Genomic DNA, 20929 nt, shown 5'->3' with positions numbered 1-20929 from the left:
CGAAACCCTGATTACGGGCATTCCGTAGATCGACAAGATTCCACGCAGCGTGACGGACGCCCCCGACGCAGGGGTGAGGTAGAGATCATCCGCCCAGCTGGAGAGGTTCACCACCCGCCGACGCGCCCACAGGCAGCGATATTTCCCGATGCCCGAAACCTCCATTCCGTCATTGGTTGAAACTTCACCGCTTGACTGACTTTCGGACAAAATAATAGGAATGGCGTGGCTGTAGGCTTTAACCGATCTTCGCCAGGACGAACCCCTGACGAGCGGTCCATACTTTCTGCTGCCCGCGCGACGATCTCGCACGGAGCGGTGGACCCGTCTGGGGGGGTGACTTCGCGTAGCAATGCGAGAGGAACACGTGCTACCCGAGACACCCTTCGCCTCGCTGAGGCGATGCCCGCCCGGCGCTCCGCTCCTCTTCTGCCTTCCCTACGCCGGTGGAGACGTCTCCGCCTTCTGGGCGTGGAGGCAGGCGTTCGACGGTGTCTTCGACGTACGGGTGGTGATGCTCCCCGGTCGTGAAGGCCGGGTGGCTGAACCAGGGGCCCTCTCCCCGGAGCTGATCGCACGGTCCATCGCCGCGCACCACCGCACGCCGTACTCGATCTATGGGCACAGCATGGGCGGCCGGGTCGCCTTCGAGGTGGTGCGCGAGCTGCGGCGGCTGGGCGTGCGAGCGCCCGAATGCCTCTACGTCGGCGCCGCGCACCCGCCGGAGCGCCAGGAGACGCTGGGGCGGTGGACGGGCCTGGGTGACGAGGACCTGATCGAAGAGCTGATCCACCGGCTGGGCGCGCCCGCGGAGTTACGGACGCAGCCCGAGGTCAAGGCTCTGCTCATCCCCGCCCTGCGGACGGACATGGAGTGGCTGCGCCGTTACCGCTTCACCAGGCAGGAGCCGCTCGACGTCCCCATCGTCGCCTTCGCCGGCGCTCATGACCGAGAGGTCACCCACCCCATCATGCTCGGCTGGGCTCGCCACACCTCCTCGACCTTCCGCCTGCACACGCTCGACGCCGCGCACCTCTTCCTCGCCACGCACGGCGATCAGGTGGCGCGGACGATCGCAGCGGGCCCCCAGCAGCGCCTGGCCTCGGACGAGGTGCACGTGTGGCTGGCCGACCTCGAGGAACTGCCCGAGATGTGCGCGGCCGTCGACGAGCTGTCGCCCAGAGAGGCGGCACGAGCGGCCAGGTTCCGGCAGGAGGACCACCGGCGCTGGTTCGTCGGCAGGTCGGTGCTGCTGCGGCGGCTGCTCAGGGAGTATGGGGTCGAGCCGGGCGTCGGCGAGCTGCGTACCCGGCCCGGCGGCAAGCCGTACACCGGGACCGAGCTCACCTACAGCCTCAGCCAATCGGGCGGGCTCGTGCTGGTCGCGCTGGCGACGGGCCGGGAGGTGGGCGCCGACCTCGAGCGCTTCCACCCGCTGGCCAACGAGCAGGCCTTCTTCGAGGGGGCGCTGGACGAGCGGGAGCGCGATGAGTTCGCCGCGCTGCCCGAGGAGCTGCGGTTGAACAGCGCGCTGCGCACGTGGACGGCGAAGGAAGCGGTGCTGAAGGCGACCGGTGACGGGCTGCGGGTGGATCCGGCGCTGTTCGGGTTCGCCGGGCAGCGGCCGGGCGCGACCTGGGTGCCCGAGGCGGCGCCCGAGGTGGCGCGGCTGGCGGAGTGGCGGGTGACGCACCTGCCGCTGGGCCGGGCGATCGCCGCGATCGCCGTCCGCGCGCCGCGCTTCCTGCTGCGTTTCGAGACGGTACGGCAAGGCCGGCTGGTACGGCAGGGCGTGGAGGCCGCAGGATGACGCTCCTCAGCAGTCTGATCACGGCCCAGGCCGCGAAGACCCCGGATGCCCCGGCGGTCCGGCAATGGGAGAACGTGCTGACCTACGCCCAGCTGGTCGAGCAAGCCCGGGCGCTGGCCGGCCGGCTGCGCGAGCTCGGCGTCGGACCGGAGACGCGGGTGGGCCTGTGCGCCCGCCGTACCCCGCTGATGCCGGTGGCGGTGCTGGGCATCATGCTCGCCGGCGGCGCCTACGTGCCGCTGGATCCCGGTCATCCGCGCAAGCGCCTGGAAGAGGTGCTGGGGGACGCCGGGATCGCGGTGGTCGTCGTGGACGGGCGCGGCCGCGAGCTCCTGGACGGCTGCGGCCGTACCCTCGTCTCGGCTTCGGCCGGCACCGCGGCACCGCAGGAGAGCGACGCCGTACCGGGCAATGCCGCCTACGTCATCTACACCTCTGGCTCCACCGGCCGTCCCAAGGGCGTGGTGGTCAGCCATCGCAGCGCGGTCGCCTTCGCCACCTCAACGGCCGCGCACTTCGGCCTGGACGCGAGCTGCCGCTCGGTCGCCTTCTCCGCGCTGGGCTTCGACGTTTCGGTGCTGGACATGCTGGCCCCGCTGACCGCCGGCGGCTGCGTGCAGCTGGTACCGGACGAGGACCGTGTGGATCCGGCCCGGTTACAGCGCTTCCTGGAGGAGCACGACGTCACCTGGGGATTCATCCCGCCTGCGTTGCTGCCGCTGGTGGATCCGGCGCGCCTGCCGTGCCTGAAGGACGTGGTGACGGCGGGCGAGCCGCCCGGGCCCGAGCAGGTGGCGCGGTGGTCGGCGCACGCGCGCTTCCACAACTGGTACGGCCCGACCGAGTCGACCGTCTGCGTGGTGGGCGGCGAGTTCGACGGCGTGTGGGAGCGGCCGCTGCCGATCGGGCGGCCGCTGCGCGGCTGTCGGGCGCACATCCTCGACGAGGAAATGAACGAGTGCCCGCCCGGTGTGCCCGGTGAGCTGTTCATCGGTGGGCCGCAGGTCAGCCGCGGGTACCTGGGCCGGCCCGGGCTGACGGCCGAGCGTTTCGTGCCCGACCCGTTCTCGGCGGAGCCGGGCGCGCGGTTGTACCGGACCGGCGATCACGTGGCGTGGGAGGAGGACGGCCAGATCTCGTTCATGGGCCGCCTCGACCGCCAGGTGAAGGTCCAGGGGCAGCGGGTGGAGATCGGCGAGGTGGAGTCGGCGCTGCGCGCGCATCCCGGGGTGCTGCAGGCGGTGGTGGACTTCGCGGGCGAGCTGGTGGCCTACGTGACGCCCGAGGCCGCGCCCGGCCTGGCCGAGCTGCGCGAGGATCTGGCGCTGCGGCTGCCGCCGTACATGCTGCCGAGCAGGCTGGTACGGCTGGCCATCCTCCCGCTGAACGCCTCGGGCAAGGTCGACCTTGCCACGCTCCGGGCGCAGTCCCAGCCGGAGCGGGGAAGCGGCACGGGACTGGCCGGGATCTGGGCGCGGGTGCTGGAGGCGCCCGCCCCGGACGACGGAGACGACTTCTTCCAGCGCGGCGGGCACTCGCTGCGGGCGATGCGGCTGGTGGCCTCGGTACGCGCGGAGCTGGGCCGGGCGGTGTCGGTCGAGGACGTGTACGCGGCCAGGACCTTCGGCGAGCTGCGTGCGCTGGTGGACCGCGCGCCGCGGGAGACCGCTGCAGCGCCGCCTACCGGGAGCCCTGCCGGGCTCTCCCCCGCCCAGCGCCGGATGTGGTTCGTCGAGCAGCTGACGCCGGCGTCCACCGCGCACAACATCGCGATGGCCGAGCGGATCCGCGGCCCGCTCGACACCGCCGCGCTCCAGCGCGCGCTCACGGCCGTGGTGGCGGTCCACGAGGCGTTGCGCTGGCGGGTGGGCGCGCGCGAAGGGATCCCCGAGGTGACGGTCGCGCCGCCGGGCGAGGTGCCGCTGCCGATCGACGACCGCTCCCCCGAGGAACTGGCCGAGGCGTTGCAGGCGGAGGCGCGGGAGCGTTTCGACCTGGCCGCCGGGCCGCTGTTCCGGGCGCGGCTCATCCGGCTCGGCCCGGACGAGCACGTGCTCTGCCTGACCGCGCACCATCTGGTGTTCGACGGCTGGTCGCAGGATGTGCTCTACCGGGACCTGGCCGTCGCCTATCGCGGCGAGCAGGTCGAGGTGCCAGGGCACGGGTTCGCCGACTACGTGCGCTGGCTGCGCGGGCACGGCGCCGGCCAGGCGCTGAGCTGGTGGCGAGAGCACCTGCGCGATGCCCCGCTGGTGCTGGATCTGCCGAGGGATGGGGCCAGGCCGCCGGCGCAGACCTTGCACGGCGCCTCCTGCCGGGGCGCGCTGGATGCGACGCTCGCCAAGCGGGTGGCCGAGCTTGCTGCGAGATTGGGGGCCACGCCGTACGCGGTGCTGCTGGCGGCCTTCGGCCGGCAGCTGTCCAGGCTGTCGGGGCGGGACGACCTGGTGGTGGGAGCGGCGTACGCGGACCGGCCGCACGTGGCGTTCGAGTCGTTGGTGGGGATGTGCGTGCAGGTCCTGCCGCTGCGGCTGCGCCCTCAAGGGGACTTCGCGGAGCAGGTGACGGCGTGCGCGGCCGAGCTGGGTGCGGCGATCAGGCACCGGGACGTGCCGCTCGGGCAGCTGCTGGAATCGCTGCGGCTGCCGCGCGACCTGAGCCGCAACCCGATCACGCAGGTCATGTTCAACATGTACAACTTCGCCCAGGCCCGGCTGGAGCTGGCTGGTTGCGCGAGCGAGCCGTTGCGGCCCGGGCTGCCGGGGGCTCTGTTCGACCTGACCATGTACGTGAGCGACCAGCACGACGGTTACGCCCTGGAGCTGGTCTACAACCCCGACCTCTATACGGCCGAGCGCATGGCGGCGCTGGTCGACGGCTACGTCGAGCTGCTCGACGAGCTGCTGACGGGGCGGGTGGGACACGACTCCCCCGACGTGGAGCTCCCGGGCTGGGCCGGGCCCGGGCTGCTGGAGCTGGTCGGCGACGCGCATGCGCGGGCGCGGCGGCGGACCGAGGCGGCGCTTCGAAAGGCGGGTGTCGAGCCAGGGGCCGTGGTGGCCGTCGTCGCCTCTCGGGTGCCCGAGCTGCCGGGGATCCTGCTCGGCGTGCTGGCGGCGGGGGCACGGTGGGTGGTGATCGACTCGGCTTATCCTCCTGCCGTACAGGAGAGACAGATCACCGCCGCGGGAGCCCGGGCGGTCCTCAGGGACCACGAGATCGAGCTGCGCGAGGGCAGCGCTGATCTGCCGGGGCCCGGTTATCTCTCGATGACCTCAGGCACCACAGGCGATCCCAAGCCGGTCGTCACCGCCGAGAGGCCGCTGGCCCATTTCATCTCCTGGTATGTCCGCACCTTTACCATCGAGCCGCACGATCGGTTCGCGCTCCTGTCCGGGCTGGCCCACGATCCGGCGCTGCGCGACATGTTCGTCCCGGCCGCGGCGGGCGCCGAGCTGTTCGTGCCCGAGCAGGAGCTGACCCGCGATCCCGCCAAGCTCGTCACCTGGCTGCGCGAGCACGCGATCACCGTCCTCCACCTGACGCCACAGCTCGCGGCGATGCTGGCGGGCACCGGCGCCACGCTGCCCGACGTGCGGCTGGCCGGCGTGGGTGGCGACCGGTTCACCGGTGCCGAGGCGGGCAGGCTGCGCACGCTCGTGCCCCATGCCCGGCTCGTCGCCTTCTACGGCACGACCGAGACGCCACAGGTGCACGCGTGGCACGAGCTCGCGGAGCCGTACCCGGAGATCGTGCCGATCGGGCGGCCCGTCGAGGGCAGCGAGATCATCGTGGTGGCGCCGGACGGCAGGCGGGCCGGTGTGGGCGAGCTCGGCGAGGTGGTCGTCCGCAGCCGCCACCTGGCCACCGGCTACCTGGATCCGGCGCTGACCAGCCGGCGCTTCGTCGGCGACCGCTTCCGCACAGGGGACCTCGGCCGGCGCAACCCCGACGGCACGATCACCCCGGCGGGGCGCGCCGACGACCAGGTGAAGGTGCGCGGGTTCCGGGTCGAGCTGGGCGAGGTGGAAGCGGCGCTCGCCGCCTGCCGGGACGTGCGTGCCGCCGCGGCCAGGGTCGAGGGCGGCACGCTCATCGGCTACGTGGTGCCCGCCCGGCCGGGGCTGGCGGCGCATCGAATCCTGGAGGAACTGCGCCGCCTGCTGCCCGAGCACGCCGTACCCACCGAGGTGGTGGCGCTGCCCGCGCTGCCGCTGACGCCCAACGGCAAGGTGGACCGCGCCGCGCTGCGCGGACGGCCGGTCGAGCAGCCGAAGGCCAACGGCCGCCTCGACGGTCCCACGCCGGAGGTCGACGGCCCCACGCAGAAGACGGTCGCCCAGGTGTGGCACGCCGTGCTGGGCATACCGCGGCTCGGCCCCGACGACAACTTCTTCGAGATCGGCGGCCACTCGCTGGCCATGGCCGCCGTGCAGGCGCGGCTGAAGGCGGCGACCGACCGCGAGATCCCGATCGTGGAGCTGTTCAGGCATCCCACGATCCGGACACTCGCCGCTCATCTCGATGGCGCGGGCGGCAGTCCGGGGCTGGACCGGGCGGCGCGCCGCCTGGCCGTACGACGAGACAGGTTGAAGAACCGTAACGAGAAGGGGACTACCCCATGACGGACGAGCCCACGGCTGAGCCGATCGCGATCATCGGCTTGTCGTGCCGGGTCCCGGGAGCGGGTGACGCGCAGCAGTTCTGGCGCAACCTCGCCGACGGCGTCGAGTCGCTGAGCACCTACACCTTGGAGGAGCAACGGGCGCTGGGCGTGGCGGAAGGTGTGCTGGCCGACCCGAATTTCGTGCCGGCGGCGATGGTGTTGGAAAACCATCAGGACTTCGACGCGGCGTTCTTCGGCATGTCGATCAGGGAAGCAGAGGTCCGCGATCCGCAGCATCGGATGTTCCTCGAGCTGTCGCACACGGCGTTGGAGGATGCGGGCTACGACCCGTTCCGCTATCCGGGCGACATCGGGGTCTACGCCGGGACCGGGACGGACGCCTACCAGTGGCGGAACATTCGCAGCAACGCCCAGGCCCACAAGAACGCCGGCTGGCTGGCGATCATGGTGGGCAACCACGTCGACTACTGCGCGACCCTCACCTCCTACAAGCTCGACCTGCGCGGCCCCAGCTACACCGTGCACACCGCGTGCTCGAGCGCGCTGGTGGCGGTACACATCGCGTGCGAGGCGCTGCGCAACGGCGAATGCGACATGGCGCTGGCCGGCGCGGCCATGCTGGACCTGCCGCAGGGCGAGGGGTACGTCTACGACCAGGACGGCATCGTCTCGCCCGACGGGCACACCCGCTCCTTCGACGCCGACGCCGGCGGCACCATCTGGGGCAGCGGCGGCGGCGTCCTCGTGCTGAAGCGGCTGTCTGAGGCGATCGACGACCGCGACAACATCCGCGCGGTGGTCCTGGGCAACGCGATCAACAACGACGGCGCGGGCAAGGTGGGCTTCTCCGCGCCGAGCCTGGACGGGCAGTCCGCGGTGATCGCGCAGGCGCTGGGTGTGGGCGGCGTGGAACCTCGTACGGTCACCTACGTCGAGGCGCACGGCACCGGCACGGGGCTCGGCGACCCGATCGAGGTGGCCGCGCTGTCCAGCGTGTTCGCGCAGGATACGACCGACACCCAGTGGTGCGGCATCGGCTCGGTCAAGAGCAACATCGGCCACCTCGGCCAGTCGGCCGGCATTCCCAGCGTGATCAAGACAGTGCTGGCGCTGGAGAACAAGCTGATCCCGCCGACGCTGCACTACACGAGCCCCAACCCGAAGATCGACTTCCCGGCGAGCCCGTTCTACGTCGTCTCCTCGCCGACGAAGTGGGAGCGCAACGGCTTCCCGCGCCGCGCCGGGGTCAGCTCGTTCGGTATCGGCGGCACGAACGCGCATGCCGTACTGGAAGAGGCGCCGCCGCGCCCGCCGCTCCCCCGCGAGCGGCCCGCGCACCTGCTGAGGCTGTCGGCCAGGACGGAGTCGGCGCTGGCCGCCGCGCGGGAACGGCTGGCGGCGCACCTGGCCGCGCACCCCGAGACGGACCTGGCCGACGTGGCCTTCACGCTGCGTGTGGGCCGCCGCGAGCTCAAGCACCGGGCCGCCGTCGTCACCACGTCACCGGCCGACGCGGTGGCCGCGCTGGCCGACCCGAAGCGGATCGTCGCCGGTGCCAAGCCGAAGCGACCTCCGCAGGTGGCCTTCCTCTTCTCCGGTCAGGGCTCTCAGTACGGCGGCATGGCCGCGGAGCTGTACCGGAACGAGCCGGTCTTCCGCGAGGCGATCGACGAGTGCGCGGCCATCCTGGACGTGCGTGAGCAGATCTTCGCCACCGGCGAGGAGGCGGACGAGGCGCTGAGGCAGACCTCGCTCACCCAGCCCGCCCTGTTCACGGTCGAGTACGCGCTGGCCAGGCTCTGGCTCTCGCTGGGCGTCGAACCGGCCGCGATGATCGGCCACAGCATCGGCGAGTACGCAGCGGCCACCATCGCCGGCGTCTTCACGCTGCCCGACGCATTGCGGCTGGTCGCGGCGCGCGGGCGGCTGATCCAGGGCATGCCGCCGGGCTCCATGCTGGCCGTGCAGCTCATGCCCGACGAGATCGCGCCGATGCTGCCCGACGACGTCTCCGTGGCCACCATCAACGGCCCCGGCACGTGCGTGGTGTCCGGCCCGTCCGAGTCGATCAGGGAACTGGCCGAGATGCTGGAGGAGGAGGGCATCGGCTGCACCCCGCTGCGCACCTCGCACGCCTTCCACTCGGCGATGATGGAGCCGATGCTCGGCGAGTTCCGCGAGCTGGTCGCGGCCACCGAGCCGGCTGCGCCGAGCCTGCCGTTCCTGTCCAACGTGACCGGCACCTGGATCACCGCCGCGGAGGCCACCGACCCGTCCTACTGGGCCAGGCACGTGCGCGAACCGGTCCGCTTCGGCGACTGCGTCTCGACGCTCCTGGCCGATGGCGAATGGATCATGATCGAGTGCGGGCCGGGACGGCAACTGTCCGGCCTGGCAGACACCCAACTGCCCGCCGGTGCGATCGCCCCGGTGCCGTCGCTGCCCAGCCCGCGCGATCGGGCCGGTGACGTCGCGGTCTTCTCGCAGGCCGTGGGCACGCTCTGGGCCCACGGCATCGAGCTGAACGACTTCGGCGCCCCCGGCTTCCGCATCTCGCTGCCGGGTTACCCGTGGGAGCGGCAGCGCGCCTGGATCGACCCCGACCCGCAGGGCGCCTTCGCCGGCGGCGCCGCCCGCCCGCAGCAGGCCGACGGGCCCCTGCCGCCCGAGCAGTGGTACGGCGTGCCCGTCTGGCACCAGGCACCCGCCCGTCCGGCGACGCGGTCGCCGATCACGCGCTGCCTGGCCTTCGTGGACGAGGACTCGGCCGCGCTGGCTGACGCACTGCGCGCTTCCGGGGCCGAGGTTCTGGAGGTACGGCCGGGCACCGCGTTCGGCGCTTTCGACGGATATTTCACGGTACGGCCGGCCGTACGGGCGGACTACGACGCGCTGCTCGAAGCGGTCGGCGAGATTCCCGAGCGGATCGTGCACGCCTGGGCCCTCACCGGCGGCGAGCAGACGTGGCCGGCACAGGACCGCGGCTTCTTCGGTGTCTTGGGTCTCGTGCAAGCGCTGTCGGCGGCCCAGCCTCCGGGTGGTGTGCAGCTCGATCTGGTGACCGCGGGCACGATGGACGTCGTCGGCGACGATCTGACCAGGCCGGAGCACGCGACGCTGGCCGCCTTCGCCCGGGTCGTCCCCCTGGAGACGCCGTGGCTGCGTGTCCGCCACATCGACGCGCCGGATCGGGATGCGGTGCGTGGCGTCGCCGCCGAGCTGGGCCGCGAGGCGGAGCCCGGCGAGGCCGGGCTGCTGGCCCCGGTCGCCCTGCGCGGCGGGAAGCGGTGGCTGCTCGGATACGAGCAGGTGGAGGTGGCGAGCGAGCCGGGTGAGCCGCGCGACGGCCAGGTGTATGTGATCACCGGCGGTCTGGGCGGCATCGGCATCTCGCTGGCCGAGGATCTGGCGGCGCGCGCCCGTGTCAACCTCGTCCTGCTGTCCAGGAGCGGGCTGCCCGACGGCCCGCCTCGGTCGGCCCGCGCGGCGCGCGCCGTCGAGGCGATCCGCCGGATGGAGGCCGCCGGGGCGCGGGTGCTGACCCTCGCCGCCGACGTGACGGATCCGGCGGACATGCGCCGGGTCAGGGACGAGACGCTCGCCGCCTTCGGCCGGGTGGACGTGCTCGTGCACGCGGCCGGCCTGCCCGGCGGGGGCATGGCCCAGATCAAGGAGAGGGAGGCGGCGGAGGCCGTGCTCCGCCCCAAGGTGCTCGGCACGCTGGCGCTCCGGGAGGCCTTCGGCGACCTGGAGCTGGAGGCCGTGGTGCTCTGCTCGTCGATCACCGCGGTGGCCGGCGGGTTCGGGCAGATCGACTACTGCGCGGCCAACAACTTCCTCGACGCGCACGCCCGCGCCGGACGAGGCTGGAACGCGGCCCAGATCGTCAGCGTCAACTGGGGCAGGTGGCTGGAAGTCGGCATGGCGGCGGAGACCGCGGCGCCCGCCGGATTCGTCGCGTTGCAGCGCGGCGACCGGATCAAGGCGATCGACCACCCGGTCCTCACCGCCCGGCACGCCGGCGAAGGACTCGACTGGTGCAGCGGCACGCTCTCGCCGAGCACGCACTGGGTGCTGGACGAACACCGCATCGCCGACGTACCGGTGCTGCCGGGCACCGGTCACCTCGAGCTGGCCAGGACGGCCGCCGAGGCGGTGCTGCCCGGCAGCGGGCTCGTCGAGCTGCGAGACGTGGTGTTCGTCGAACCGCTGTCGGTGGCCGACGGGGCGACCGCCGAGGTACGGGTGATCTTCACACCGGAGGCGGACGGCGCGGAGTTCCAGGTGCAGAGCATCATCGGCGGGTCACACCGTATCCATGCCAGAGGCATGGCGGCCAAGGTGAACCCGCCACCGGCTGACCGCGTGGACCTACGCGCGATCATGGATCGCTGCGTGCCTTCGGCGGATGGGCAGGGCGGCGTCCCGCTGTCGGGTCTGCTCACGCTGGGCGGGCATTGGAGCAGGACTCTGGCCGCCACGCATACCGGCCGGCAGGAGGCGCTCGGCCTGTTCGAAGCCAACGACGTGCTGCTGGTCGATCTCGACCGCTGGGGGCTGCACCCGGCCCTGCTCGACGCCGCCACCACCTTCAGCTGGATCCAGATCGAGGGTCACTACCTGCCGCTCGGCTACGGCCGCATCACCGTGCGCGGGAGTTTGCCCGACGCGTTCTGGAGCCACCTGCGCATCACCAGCACCGACACCGATGAGGTGCTGGTCGTCGACGTCACGTTGATCGCGCCCGACGGCACGGTGCTGGTGCAGGTCTCCGACTACATCCTCCGGAGGATCGACACCGATGCCGTGGTGACCGGGGTCGTCGCCAGCGCCGGCTCTCAGCGCGCCGCCCCGGCCGCGGCCGACGATGCGGTCGGCATCAGGCCGGCCGAGGGGGCCGTCTCCCTGCGCCGGCTGCTCGCCGCCCCGCTCGGCCCCCAGGTCGTGGTGGCAGCCAGTACGGTGGCCGAGCTCGTCGCCGGCGTCGGCTCGCTGACCCAGGAGACCGTCGAAACCGAACTTGATCCGGCAGCGGTCGCCGACCGGCAGGACAAGGCGCCTGCCGAGGGTTACCTCCCCCCGCGCAACGACGCCGAGGCCACGATCGCCCGCCTGTGGGGCGAGGTGCTCGGCGGCGACCACATCGGCATCGACGACGACTTCTTCGAGCTGGGCGGCAACTCGCTCATCGCGGTCCAGCTCATCGCCCTCATCCGCAAGGAGCTGGGGGTGCGGCTGCCGATGCGCAGCCTCTTCGAGGAGCCGACCGTGGCCCGGGTCGCAGCCCTGATCGACGCCGCCGCTCAGCCCACTCCTGGGCCCGCCACCCAGACCATCCCCCGCCTCCCCCGGAGTTCCGCATGAGCGCAGAGACCAAGGTCGTTCTCAACGACGAGGAGCAGTACTCCATCTGGCCCGCCGACCGGGACAACCCCTCCGGCTGGTACGACGCCGGCTTCTCCGGCACCAAGGACGAATGCCTGGAACACATCGAGCAGGTGTGGACCGACATGCGGCCGAAGAGCCTGCGAGAGGCGATGGCCAGTGAGTGATGCCTTCCCCGCATCCTCCGGCCAGGAGCGGATGTGGTTTCTTTCGCGCTTCGAGCCCGACCTGGCCGTCTACAACATCGGGATGCTCATGCCGATGGCGGCCAGGCAGCCGGTGGACCCGCGCCGGCTGGAGCGGGCGATCGATCTGGTGGTGCGGCGCCATGAGGCGTTGCGCACCACGTTCGAGTTCCGGGACGGGCAGGTGGTGCAGATCGTCAGCCCCGACGCGCCTCCCACGGCGCTGACGGAGACGGACCTGACCCACCTTCCGCTGGCCGGTGCCGAGGCGGAGCTGGCCCGCCTGGCCAGGGCGGACGCGGTCCTGCCGTTCGACATGGAGCGGGCGCCGCTGTTCCGTGCCAGGCAGGTCAAGCTGGCCGAGGACGATCTGCGGCTGGTCATCGTCTTCGATCACACGATCTTCGACGGCGTCTCCTCCATGATCTTCATGGAGGAGGTGGGGGAGTGTTACGACGCGCTCGGCGAGGACCGGGCGCCGAAGCTGCCTGAGCTGTCGATCCAGTTCGCCGACTTCGCCGTGTGGCAGCGCGGCAGGTTGTCCGGCGAGTTCCTGGAGACCGAGCTGGCGCACTGGCGCGAACGGCTGGCCGGGGTGCCCGTCGACCTCGCTCTGCCGGGCGATCGGCAGCGGCCGGCTCGCCGTACCTATCGGGGCGAGATGCGGCTCGGCGCCTACTCCCCCGAGCTCTCGGCGGGCGTGGAGCGGCTGGCCAAGGAGCTCAACACGACGTTGTTCACGGTGATGCTCACCGCGTACGCGGCCGTGCTGTCGCGCTGGTCCGGGATCGACGACATCGTGGTGGGCACGCCGATCGCGGGACGGCTGCTGCCCGAGACCGAGCCGGTCATCGGCATGTTCGTCAACGCGGTGCCGCTGCGCGTGGATCTGTCGGGCGCGCCCACCTTCCGCGAGGCCGCCGCCCGCGTGCGGGCGACGGTGGCCGAGGCGCTGGACCATCAGGAGCTGCCGTTCGAGCGGCTCGTGGAGGACCTGCAGCCGGCCCGGGATCTGAGCGTGCCGCCCCTCTATCAGGTGATGTTCAACCTGGCCGTCCTCACCAACGAGGGGCAGATCGCCAACGGCACCGCGAAGGTGGACATCCAGCTCGACCTCAACATGCGCGACGGGCAGCTGCACACCCGGCTGGAGTACGCCACCGACCTGTTCGATCCGGAGACGATCGAACGCTTCGAGACGAACCTGCGGACGCTGGTCGAGTCGGCCGTCGCCGACCCCGACCGGACGGTTTCCGCGCTCCCGGTGCTCGCGGGGGAAGAGCGTGAGCGGGTGTTGGCCCTCGGGGTCGGTGCGCCCCAGGCTGCGCCCGGGACTCTGCACACGTTGATCGAGACCCAGGCCGCCGCGACTCCCGACGCTCCCGCGGTGCTCTTCGGCGATGTCACGCTCACCTACGCCGAGCTCAACGGCCGCGCCAACCGGCTCGCCCGGTGGTTGCGGCACATCGGCGTCGAACGTGGCCGGCCTGTCGCGGTCTGCGCGGAACGCTCGCCCGAGCTGGTCGTCGCGCTTCTCGCCGTCCTCAAGGCGGGCGGGGCGTACGTGCCGCTGGATCCCGAATACCCGCGGGACCGGCTGGAGTTCATGCTCTCCGACTGCGGCGCACGGGTGCTGCTCACCCAGCGCCACCTGCTGCCCGGCCGGTCGATCAAGGCGGTGCTGCTGGAGGACGACTACGACCTCGACTCCGGCGATCTCGAGCCGGTGACCGGACCGGACGACGCCGCGTATCTGATCTACACCTCGGGCTCGACCGGCCGGCCGAAGGCCGTGGTCAACACCCACCGCGGCATCGTCAACCGCCTCGCCTGGATGCAGGAGACGTTCGGCCTGACGGCCGGCGACGTGGTGATGCAGAAGACCCCGACCAGCTTCGACGTGTCGGTGTGGGAGTTCTTCTGGCCGCTGCTGCAGGGCGCCTGCCTCGTCCCGGTACGGCCGGGCGGCCACCGCGACCCCAGCCACCAGCGCGACCTGATCAAGCGGCACGCGGTCACCACGATGCACTTCGTGCCGTCGATGCTCGCCCTCTTCCTGGAGGAGGCGAACATCGAGTCGTGCACGTCCCTGCGGCGCGTGGTGTGCAGCGGCGAGGAGCTGCCCCCCAGGATGGTGGCCCGCTTCTTCGACCGCCTGCCCGGCGTGGAGCTGCACAACCTCTATGGCCCCACCGAGGCGGCCGTCGACGTCTCCTGGCACGCCTGCCGGCCGGGCGAGACGGTGATCCCCATCGGCCGCCCGATGCCCGGCTGCCGCCTGCACGTCCTCGACGAGCACCTGGAGCCGATGCCCGTCGGCGTCCCCGGTCACCTGCACATCGGCGGCGTCCAGGTGGCCCGCGGCTACGCGGGACGGCCGGGGCTGACGGCCGAGCGCTTCGTCCCCGACCCGTACGGCCCGCCGGGCGCGCGCCTGTACGCCACCGGCGACCTGGCCAGGCTGCGCGCCGACGGGGAGCTGGAGTTCCTCGGCCGCATCGACGACCAGGTGAAGGTGCACGGCTGGCGAGTCGAGCTGGGCGAGATCGAGGCGGCGCTGGCCGAGGACACCCGGGTGCGCAGGGCCGTTGTGGCCCTGCGCGATGACGCCCCGGGCGGCCGCGGGCTGGTGGCCTATGTGGACTGGACGGGCGAGGCGAACCAGCTGTCGCACGAGATGCGGACAGGGCTGGCGCGCAAGGTGCCGCCGGCGCTGATGCCGCAGGCGTTCGTGCAGGTCACCGAGTTCCCCTTGGGCCCGAGCGGGAAGCTCGACCGCGCCGCGCTGCCGCCGCCCACCGGGCCCGGCCGCAGCGATCTGGGCACCACCTATGTCGCGCCGGAGACGCCGCTGGAGAAGGAGCTGTGCGTGCTCTGGGGCGAGCTGCTCGGCCGTGACCGGGTGGGCATCGAGGACGACTTCTTCGCGCTCGGCGGGCACTCGCTGCTGGCCGTCCTGCTGATCACCAGGTACCGGGAGGCGTACGGGATCGAGATGGACCTGCGGGTCTGCTTCGAGCTCACCACGGTGGCCGAGCACGCGCTGGCCGTACTGGAACTCCAGCTCGGCGACGTCGAGCTGGACGATCTCCTGGCGGAGGATGCGGACGGATGAGTGAGGTGAGAGGGCGGCTGGCCCGGCTCAGCCCGGAACAGCGTGCGGCGCTGGAGCGCAAGCTCCTGCGGCAGCCGAAGGCGCGGCCCACCGGCATTCCCGCGCGCAGCGATCCGGACGCGCCGGCGCCGCTCTCCTACGGACAGGAGCGGCTCTGGTTCCTGCAGCGGCTCGACCCTGCCGATGCCTCCTACAACATGTACATGGTGCAGCGGCTGCGCGGTGAGTTGTCCACCCAGGACCTCGCCAGGGCGCTGACCACGGTGGCGGCGCGGCACCCGATGTTGCGGGCCCGCTTCCCCGCCGTGGAGGGCAGTCCGGTCCAGGTCGTCGAGCCAGAGCTGAAGCTCGATCCGGTGCTGGTGGACCTCGCGGACCTGCCCGCGTCCGAACGCGAGGCACGCGCCACGGCGATCGTGGCCGAGCTGACCAATGCGCCGTTCGACCTTGCCACGGGCCCGCTGGTGCGGGTGCACCTGATCACGCTGTCGGCAACCGATCACGTGCTCTGCCTGGTCCTGCATCACCTGGTGGCCGACGGCTGGTCCCTTAAGATCATCTTTTCCGAGCTGGCCGCCTGCTACACCGGGAATGCGGCCGGGCTGAGCGCTCCCTCGGTCGACTACCGCGACTATGCGGCCTGGCAGCGTGGCCGCGAGCCGTCGCAGGAGTCTCTGGACTACTGGCGGGCCCAGCTCGACGGCGTGGAGCCGCTCGACCTGCCTACAGATCGGCCCCGGCCGGCCGTACGCGGAACCAGTGGCGACTACTGCGCGCGCCGCATCGGCCCCGAGCTGACGGCCCGCCTGGAGCAGCTGGCCAGGGACGAGCGCGGCACGCTCTTCATGGTCCTGCTGGCCGCCTACCAGCTCCTGCTGGCGGCGCACTGCGGCACGGACGACCTCACGGTCGGCTCGGTCATCGCCGGGCGCGATCGCCCGGAACTCCAGGACGTCGTCGGCTTCTTCCCCGAGACGCTCGTGCTGCGCGGTGATCTGTCCGGCGACCCGTCCTTCCGCACGCTGCTCGCGCGGACCAGGGCAACGGTCCTGGACGCCTTCGCGCACCAGGACATCCCCTTCGAACGCCTGCTCAACGACCTCGGCATCCGCCGCGACCTGAGCACGACGCCGCTGTTCCAGGCGATGTTCGTGATCCAGGACAAGGAGGCCTCCGCCCTTCCGCTGCCCGGCATCGAAGTGGAGATGTTCGACCCGGGGGCGACACAGGCGAAGTTCGACCTGATGCTGGACATCACCCAGTTCGACGGCTCCCTCTGGGCGATGCTGTCCTACGCCAGCGACCTGTTCGAGGAGGAGACCGCGACGCGGTTGCTGCGGCGGTGGGAGCGGGTGCTGGAGACGGTCGCGGGCGATCCGGGCGCGCCCCTGTCCGCGCTGCGCGCGGCGATGATGCTGCCCGAGGACAGGCTGCCGGTCCTCGACACCCCGCAGCCGCCCGCGCGCGACGTGCTCGACCTTTTCCAGGAGCGCGTACGGCTGGCGCCCGGCGCGCCGGCGGTGAGCCACGGCACCCGCCGGGTCACCTACGCCGAGCTGGACGCCATGGCCGCCGCGCTGGCGGGGCGCCTGTCCGAGGCCGGAGTCGGCCCGGACACGGTCGTGGGCCTGCGCGCCAGGCGCTCGGTGGCGCTGATCGCCGGGATGCTCGCCGTCGGCAAGGCAGGCGGCGCCTACCTGCCGCTCGACCCGGCTTACCCGCCGGAGCGGCTGCGATGGATGGCGGCGGACGCGGGCGCGGCCCTGGTGCTGGACGAGGACGATCTACACGAGTCGGAACAATCACCGTATTTCGAAAAATCGCCCTATGTCACAGTGCCGGGCTCGCTGGCCTACGTGATCTACACCTCGGGTTCGACCGGGCGCCCCAAAGGCGTGGAGGTACCACGCGAAGCGCTCGCGTCGCGGGTGAGCTGGATGCGCAAGCACTACGAGCTCGGGCCGGGCGACCGCGTCCTGCAGTTCGCCTCGCCGAGCTTCGACACGCACGCCGAGGAGATCTACCCGGCGCTGGCCGCCGGAGCCGAGCTCGTCCTGTGCCCGGACGACCCGCTGCCCGACTTCCTGAAGACTCCGGAGGGTTCCGCGCTCACCGTGCTGGACCTGCCCACGTCGTACTGGCAGGAACTGCTGGCCATGGGCGTCGCCTGGCCGCCCGGTCTCCGGCTGCTCATCCTGGGCGCCGACCCGCTGCCCGGCCCCGCCCTGGCCACCTGGTACGAGACCGGGCCCCCGGGCGTCCGCCTGATCAACAGCTATGGCCCCACCGAGACCACGATCATCGCCGCCACCGCCGAGATGGACCCCGCCGAGGCGCTGCGCCGCCCGACCGTGGGCGTCGCCCTGCCCGGCACCACGCTCCAGGTGCTGGCCCCCGACGGGCTCCCGGTTCCGCCCGGTGTCGCGGGCGAGCTCCACATCGGCGGCAGCGGCCTGGCTCGCGGTTACCGGGGCGCGCCCGCCCTCACGGCCGAGCGCTTCGTCCCCGGCCCTGACGGCTCGCGCCGCTACCGCAGCGGCGATCGGGCCCGCTTCCGCCTGGACGGCACGCTGGAGATCCTCGGCCGCCTGGACCGGCAGGTGAAGGTGCGCGGTTACCGCGTGGAGCCGGGCGAGGTGGAATCCGTGCTGCTCGCCCACCCGTCAGTACGGCAAGCCACCGTGGTGGTCCGCGACGACCGCCTGATCGCCTACGCCGTCCACGACGCCGGAGACGCGTTACGCGATCACCTCGCCGCCGAGCTCCCCCCGCACATGGTGCCCAGCGCGATCGTCTCGCTCGATCGCATCCCGCTGACCCCCGGCGGCAAGGTCGACCAGGATGCCCTGCCCGCACCGGGCCAGCCGCCGAGCGCGACGTACGAGCCGCCGGCCGGCGCGGCCGAGGAGCTCGTCTGCCTGGTCTGGTCCGAGGTGCTGGGGCTGGAGCGGGTGGGCGTGCTGGACGACTTCTTCCAGCTCGGCGGCCACTCGCTGCTGGCCACCAGGACCACGGCCCGCATCGCCGCGGCCACCGAGCTGGAGGTGCCGCTCAAACTGGCCTTCACCCACTCGACGCCACGCCTGCTGGCCGCGGCGCTGGAGCACCTGGCCGAGGAGGCCGACGAGCGTGGATGAGCGGAGTGCGCGCGTGGAGGCCCGCTTCCGCAAGGCGGTGGCGGGCCTGGGCGCTGCGGAGGAGATCCCGCGACGTGCCGAGGGCAGCGATCCGCCGCTGTCGTTCGCACAGGAGCGGCTGTGGTTCATGGAGCAGTTCGCCCCCGGGACGAGCGCCTACGTGCTGCCCGTGTCGGCCAGGCTCCGCGGCCCGCTCGACACCGAACGGCTGCGGCAGTCGCTCGACGCCGTGGTCGCCCGGCACGAGAGCCTGCGCATGACCTTCCCCGCCGGCGCGGATGGGCGGCCGGAGGTGCGGGTGGCAGATCGGGTACGTGTCCCGCTGCGCGTCGTGGACGTGACGACGGAGGCGGCGGCCAGACAGGTGCTCAGCACCGACGCCGCGCTCCCCTTCGAGCTGGCGACCGGACCGCTGCTGCGCGCCACCCTGGTACGGCTGGCGCCCGACGACCACGCGCTGCTCGTCGCCGTCCATCACATCGTCGCCGACGGCTGGTCGGCCGACCTCATCCTCCGGGAACTCCTGGCGCCGCCGGAGAGCGGACCGCGGCTGGGTTTCGGCGACTACGCGTTGTGGCAGCGAGAGCGGCTGAGCGGCGCGCGTTTGGCCGATGACCTGGCGTTCTGGCGCGGCGAGCTGGACGGGTTGCAGGTGCTTGAGCTGCCCCTGGATCGGCCACGCCCGCCTCGGCAGGGCTTCCGGGGCGGCTGGCACGACCTCGAGCTGGACGTGGCGGCGTTCCGCGAGTTGTGCCGGGCCGAGGGGGCAACGCTCTACATGGGGCTGCTCGCCGCCTTCCAGGTGCTGCTGGCCCGCTGGTCCGGCATGACCGGCTTCGCAGTGGGATCGCCGGTGGCCGGGCGGACCAGGCCGGAGTTCGAGGAGATGGTGGGGCTGTTCGTCAACCTGCTCCCGTTGCGGGCGCGGCTGGCGGGCGATCCCGGATTCGCCGAGTTGCTTCGCCGTACGCGGGATGGGGCGCTCGAGGCCTACGACCACCAGGAGCTGCCCTTCGAGAAGCTGGTCGCCGAGCTGGACCCCGAACGCGATGTCAGCCGCCCGCCGCTGGTACAGGTGCTGTTCGCGCTGCAGAGCTATCGCGACGGCGGCGAGGGCTTCGAGCCGGACAGCACGACCACCCGGTTCGACCTGGAGCTCTACGCCGCCGAGCGGGGTGAGCTGCTGGAGGGGCGCTTCGTCTACAACGGCGAGTTGTTCCAGCCGGAGACGATCGAGAGACTGGCGCGGCGGTTCGCCGCACTCCTGCGTGCGGTGGTGGCGGCGCCCGACGTGCCAGTGGGGCGCCTGGACATCCTGCCGGCCGAAGAGCGAGAGCAGATCTCGCGGTGGAACGCCACTGCCCGGGAGCATCCGGGCGGGACCCTGCACGAGCTGGTCTTCGAGCAGGCCGAGCGGACACCGGACAAGACAGCGCTGGTCTTCGAGGGCGACCGGCTGACCTACCGCGAGCTGGCCGAGCGGGCACGCGAAGTGGCGGCAGGGCTGGGTCCTCGGGTGGACCAGCCGGTCGGCGTGTGCATGGAGCGCGGGCTGGATCTCCCGGTTGTGCTCCTCGGGGTGCTGGCGGCCGGTGGCGCCTACCTGCCGCTCGATCCGGGCCACCCGGCGGAGCGGACGCGCGGCATGCTCGCCGACGCGGGCGCCGACCTGGTGCTCACGGCAGCGGACGTGCATGCGGCCCCGGCACCCGTCGTGCGGGTGCACGAGGACAACCTGGCCTACGTCATCTTCACCTCGGGATCCACAGGGCGGCCGAAGGGTGTGGGCGTCTCCCACCGGGCGATCGTCAACCGGCTGCGCTGGATGCAGGACACCTTCCAGCTCACCCCGGAAGACCGCGTCCTGCACAAGACGCCCATCACCTTTGATGTCTCGGTCTGGGAGCTCTTCTGGCCGCTCATCACCGGCGCCACCATGGTCATCGCCCGGCCCGGCGGCCACCGCGACACCGCCTACCTGCGCGACCTCATCAAGGCCGAGCGGGTCACCACCGCGCACTTCGTGCCCTCGATGCTCCAGGCGTTCCTGGAAGAGGAGGGCATCCGGCCGCCGAGGAGGATCATCTGCTCCGGCGAAGCCCTCCCGCCGGGCATCGAGCTGCCCGGCCTGCACAACCTGTACGGTCCGACCGAGGCGGCCGTCGACGTCTCCTGGCACCCCTGCCGTCCGGGTGAGCCGATCGTGCCCATCGGCAGGCCGGTGGACAACACCACCCTGCACGTCCTGGACGAGCACCTCGGCCCGGTGCCCGTCGGCACACCGGGTGAGCTCTACATCGGCGGCGTCCAGCTCGCCCGCGGCTACCTCAACCGGCCCGGCCTGACCGCTGAGCGATTCCTGCCCGCGCCCGGAGGCGGGCGGCTCTACCGGACCGGTGACCTGGCCCGCTGGCTGCCCTCGGGCGAGCTCGAATATCTCGGCCGCACCGACCACCAGGTCAAGATCCGCGGCATGCGCGTGGAGCTCGGCGAGATAGAAGCCGTCCTGCGCGAACAGCCCGGCGTCACGGGAGCGGCGGCCAAGCTCGTGGACGGCCGCCTGGTCGGATACGTCATCGGCTACATCCCCGATTTATCCGATTTGCTGCCAGATTTCATGATCCCGACGGCGTGGGTGCGGCTGGACCGCCTGCCCATCACCCCCAACGG

The 20929-nt window shown here is 72.0% G+C and carries 7 protein-coding genes; all 7 read left to right on the top strand.

The window, feature by feature from the left end; all coding sequences use genetic code 11:
- The first annotated feature begins 367 nt into the window (after nucleotides 1–367).
- Nucleotides 368–1810 carry a thioesterase domain-containing protein gene (locus tag EJK15_RS33845; RefSeq protein ID WP_171074683.1) on the top strand — a complete coding sequence of 481 codons (1443 nt, stop codon included), beginning with the start codon at nucleotides 368–370 and terminating at the stop codon, nucleotides 1808–1810.
- On the top strand, nucleotides 1807–6435 hold the full coding sequence (locus EJK15_RS33840; protein WP_138714557.1) for a non-ribosomal peptide synthetase: 4629 nt from the start codon (nucleotides 1807–1809) through the stop codon (nucleotides 6433–6435). Before EJK15_RS33845 ends, EJK15_RS33840 begins: the two co-directional genes overlap by 4 nt.
- Nucleotides 6432–11801, top strand: a complete 5370-nt coding sequence (locus tag EJK15_RS33835) for a type I polyketide synthase (RefSeq protein WP_138714556.1) — start codon at nucleotides 6432–6434, stop codon at nucleotides 11799–11801. The genes EJK15_RS33840 and EJK15_RS33835 overlap by 4 nt, the downstream gene beginning before the upstream one ends.
- Nucleotides 11798–11989, top strand: a complete 192-nt coding sequence (locus EJK15_RS33830) for an MbtH family protein (protein ID WP_138714555.1) — start codon at nucleotides 11798–11800, stop codon at nucleotides 11987–11989. Before EJK15_RS33835 ends, EJK15_RS33830 begins: the two co-directional genes overlap by 4 nt.
- Nucleotides 11982–15122 carry a non-ribosomal peptide synthetase gene (locus EJK15_RS33825; protein WP_276615450.1) on the top strand — a complete coding sequence of 1047 codons (3141 nt, stop codon included), beginning with the start codon at nucleotides 11982–11984 and terminating at the stop codon, nucleotides 15120–15122. The genes EJK15_RS33830 and EJK15_RS33825 overlap by 8 nt, the downstream gene beginning before the upstream one ends.
- Nucleotides 15119–18259, top strand: a complete 3141-nt coding sequence (locus tag EJK15_RS33820) for a non-ribosomal peptide synthetase (protein WP_138714553.1) — start codon at nucleotides 15119–15121, stop codon at nucleotides 18257–18259. Before EJK15_RS33825 ends, EJK15_RS33820 begins: the two co-directional genes overlap by 4 nt.
- Nucleotides 18252–20929, top strand: a 2678-nt coding sequence (locus EJK15_RS33815) for a non-ribosomal peptide synthetase (protein WP_138714552.1), incomplete at its 3' end; no start/stop codon positions are given. The genes EJK15_RS33820 and EJK15_RS33815, both read left to right, overlap by 8 nt.

It is taken from the genome of Nonomuraea basaltis (assembly GCF_005893125.1).
In the GTDB taxonomy this organism is placed as follows: Bacteria; Actinomycetota; Actinomycetes; order Streptosporangiales; family Streptosporangiaceae; genus Nonomuraea; species Nonomuraea basaltis.
Note: the sequence above shows the minus strand (reverse complement) of the source record. Positions and strands in the feature narration are given on the sequence as shown.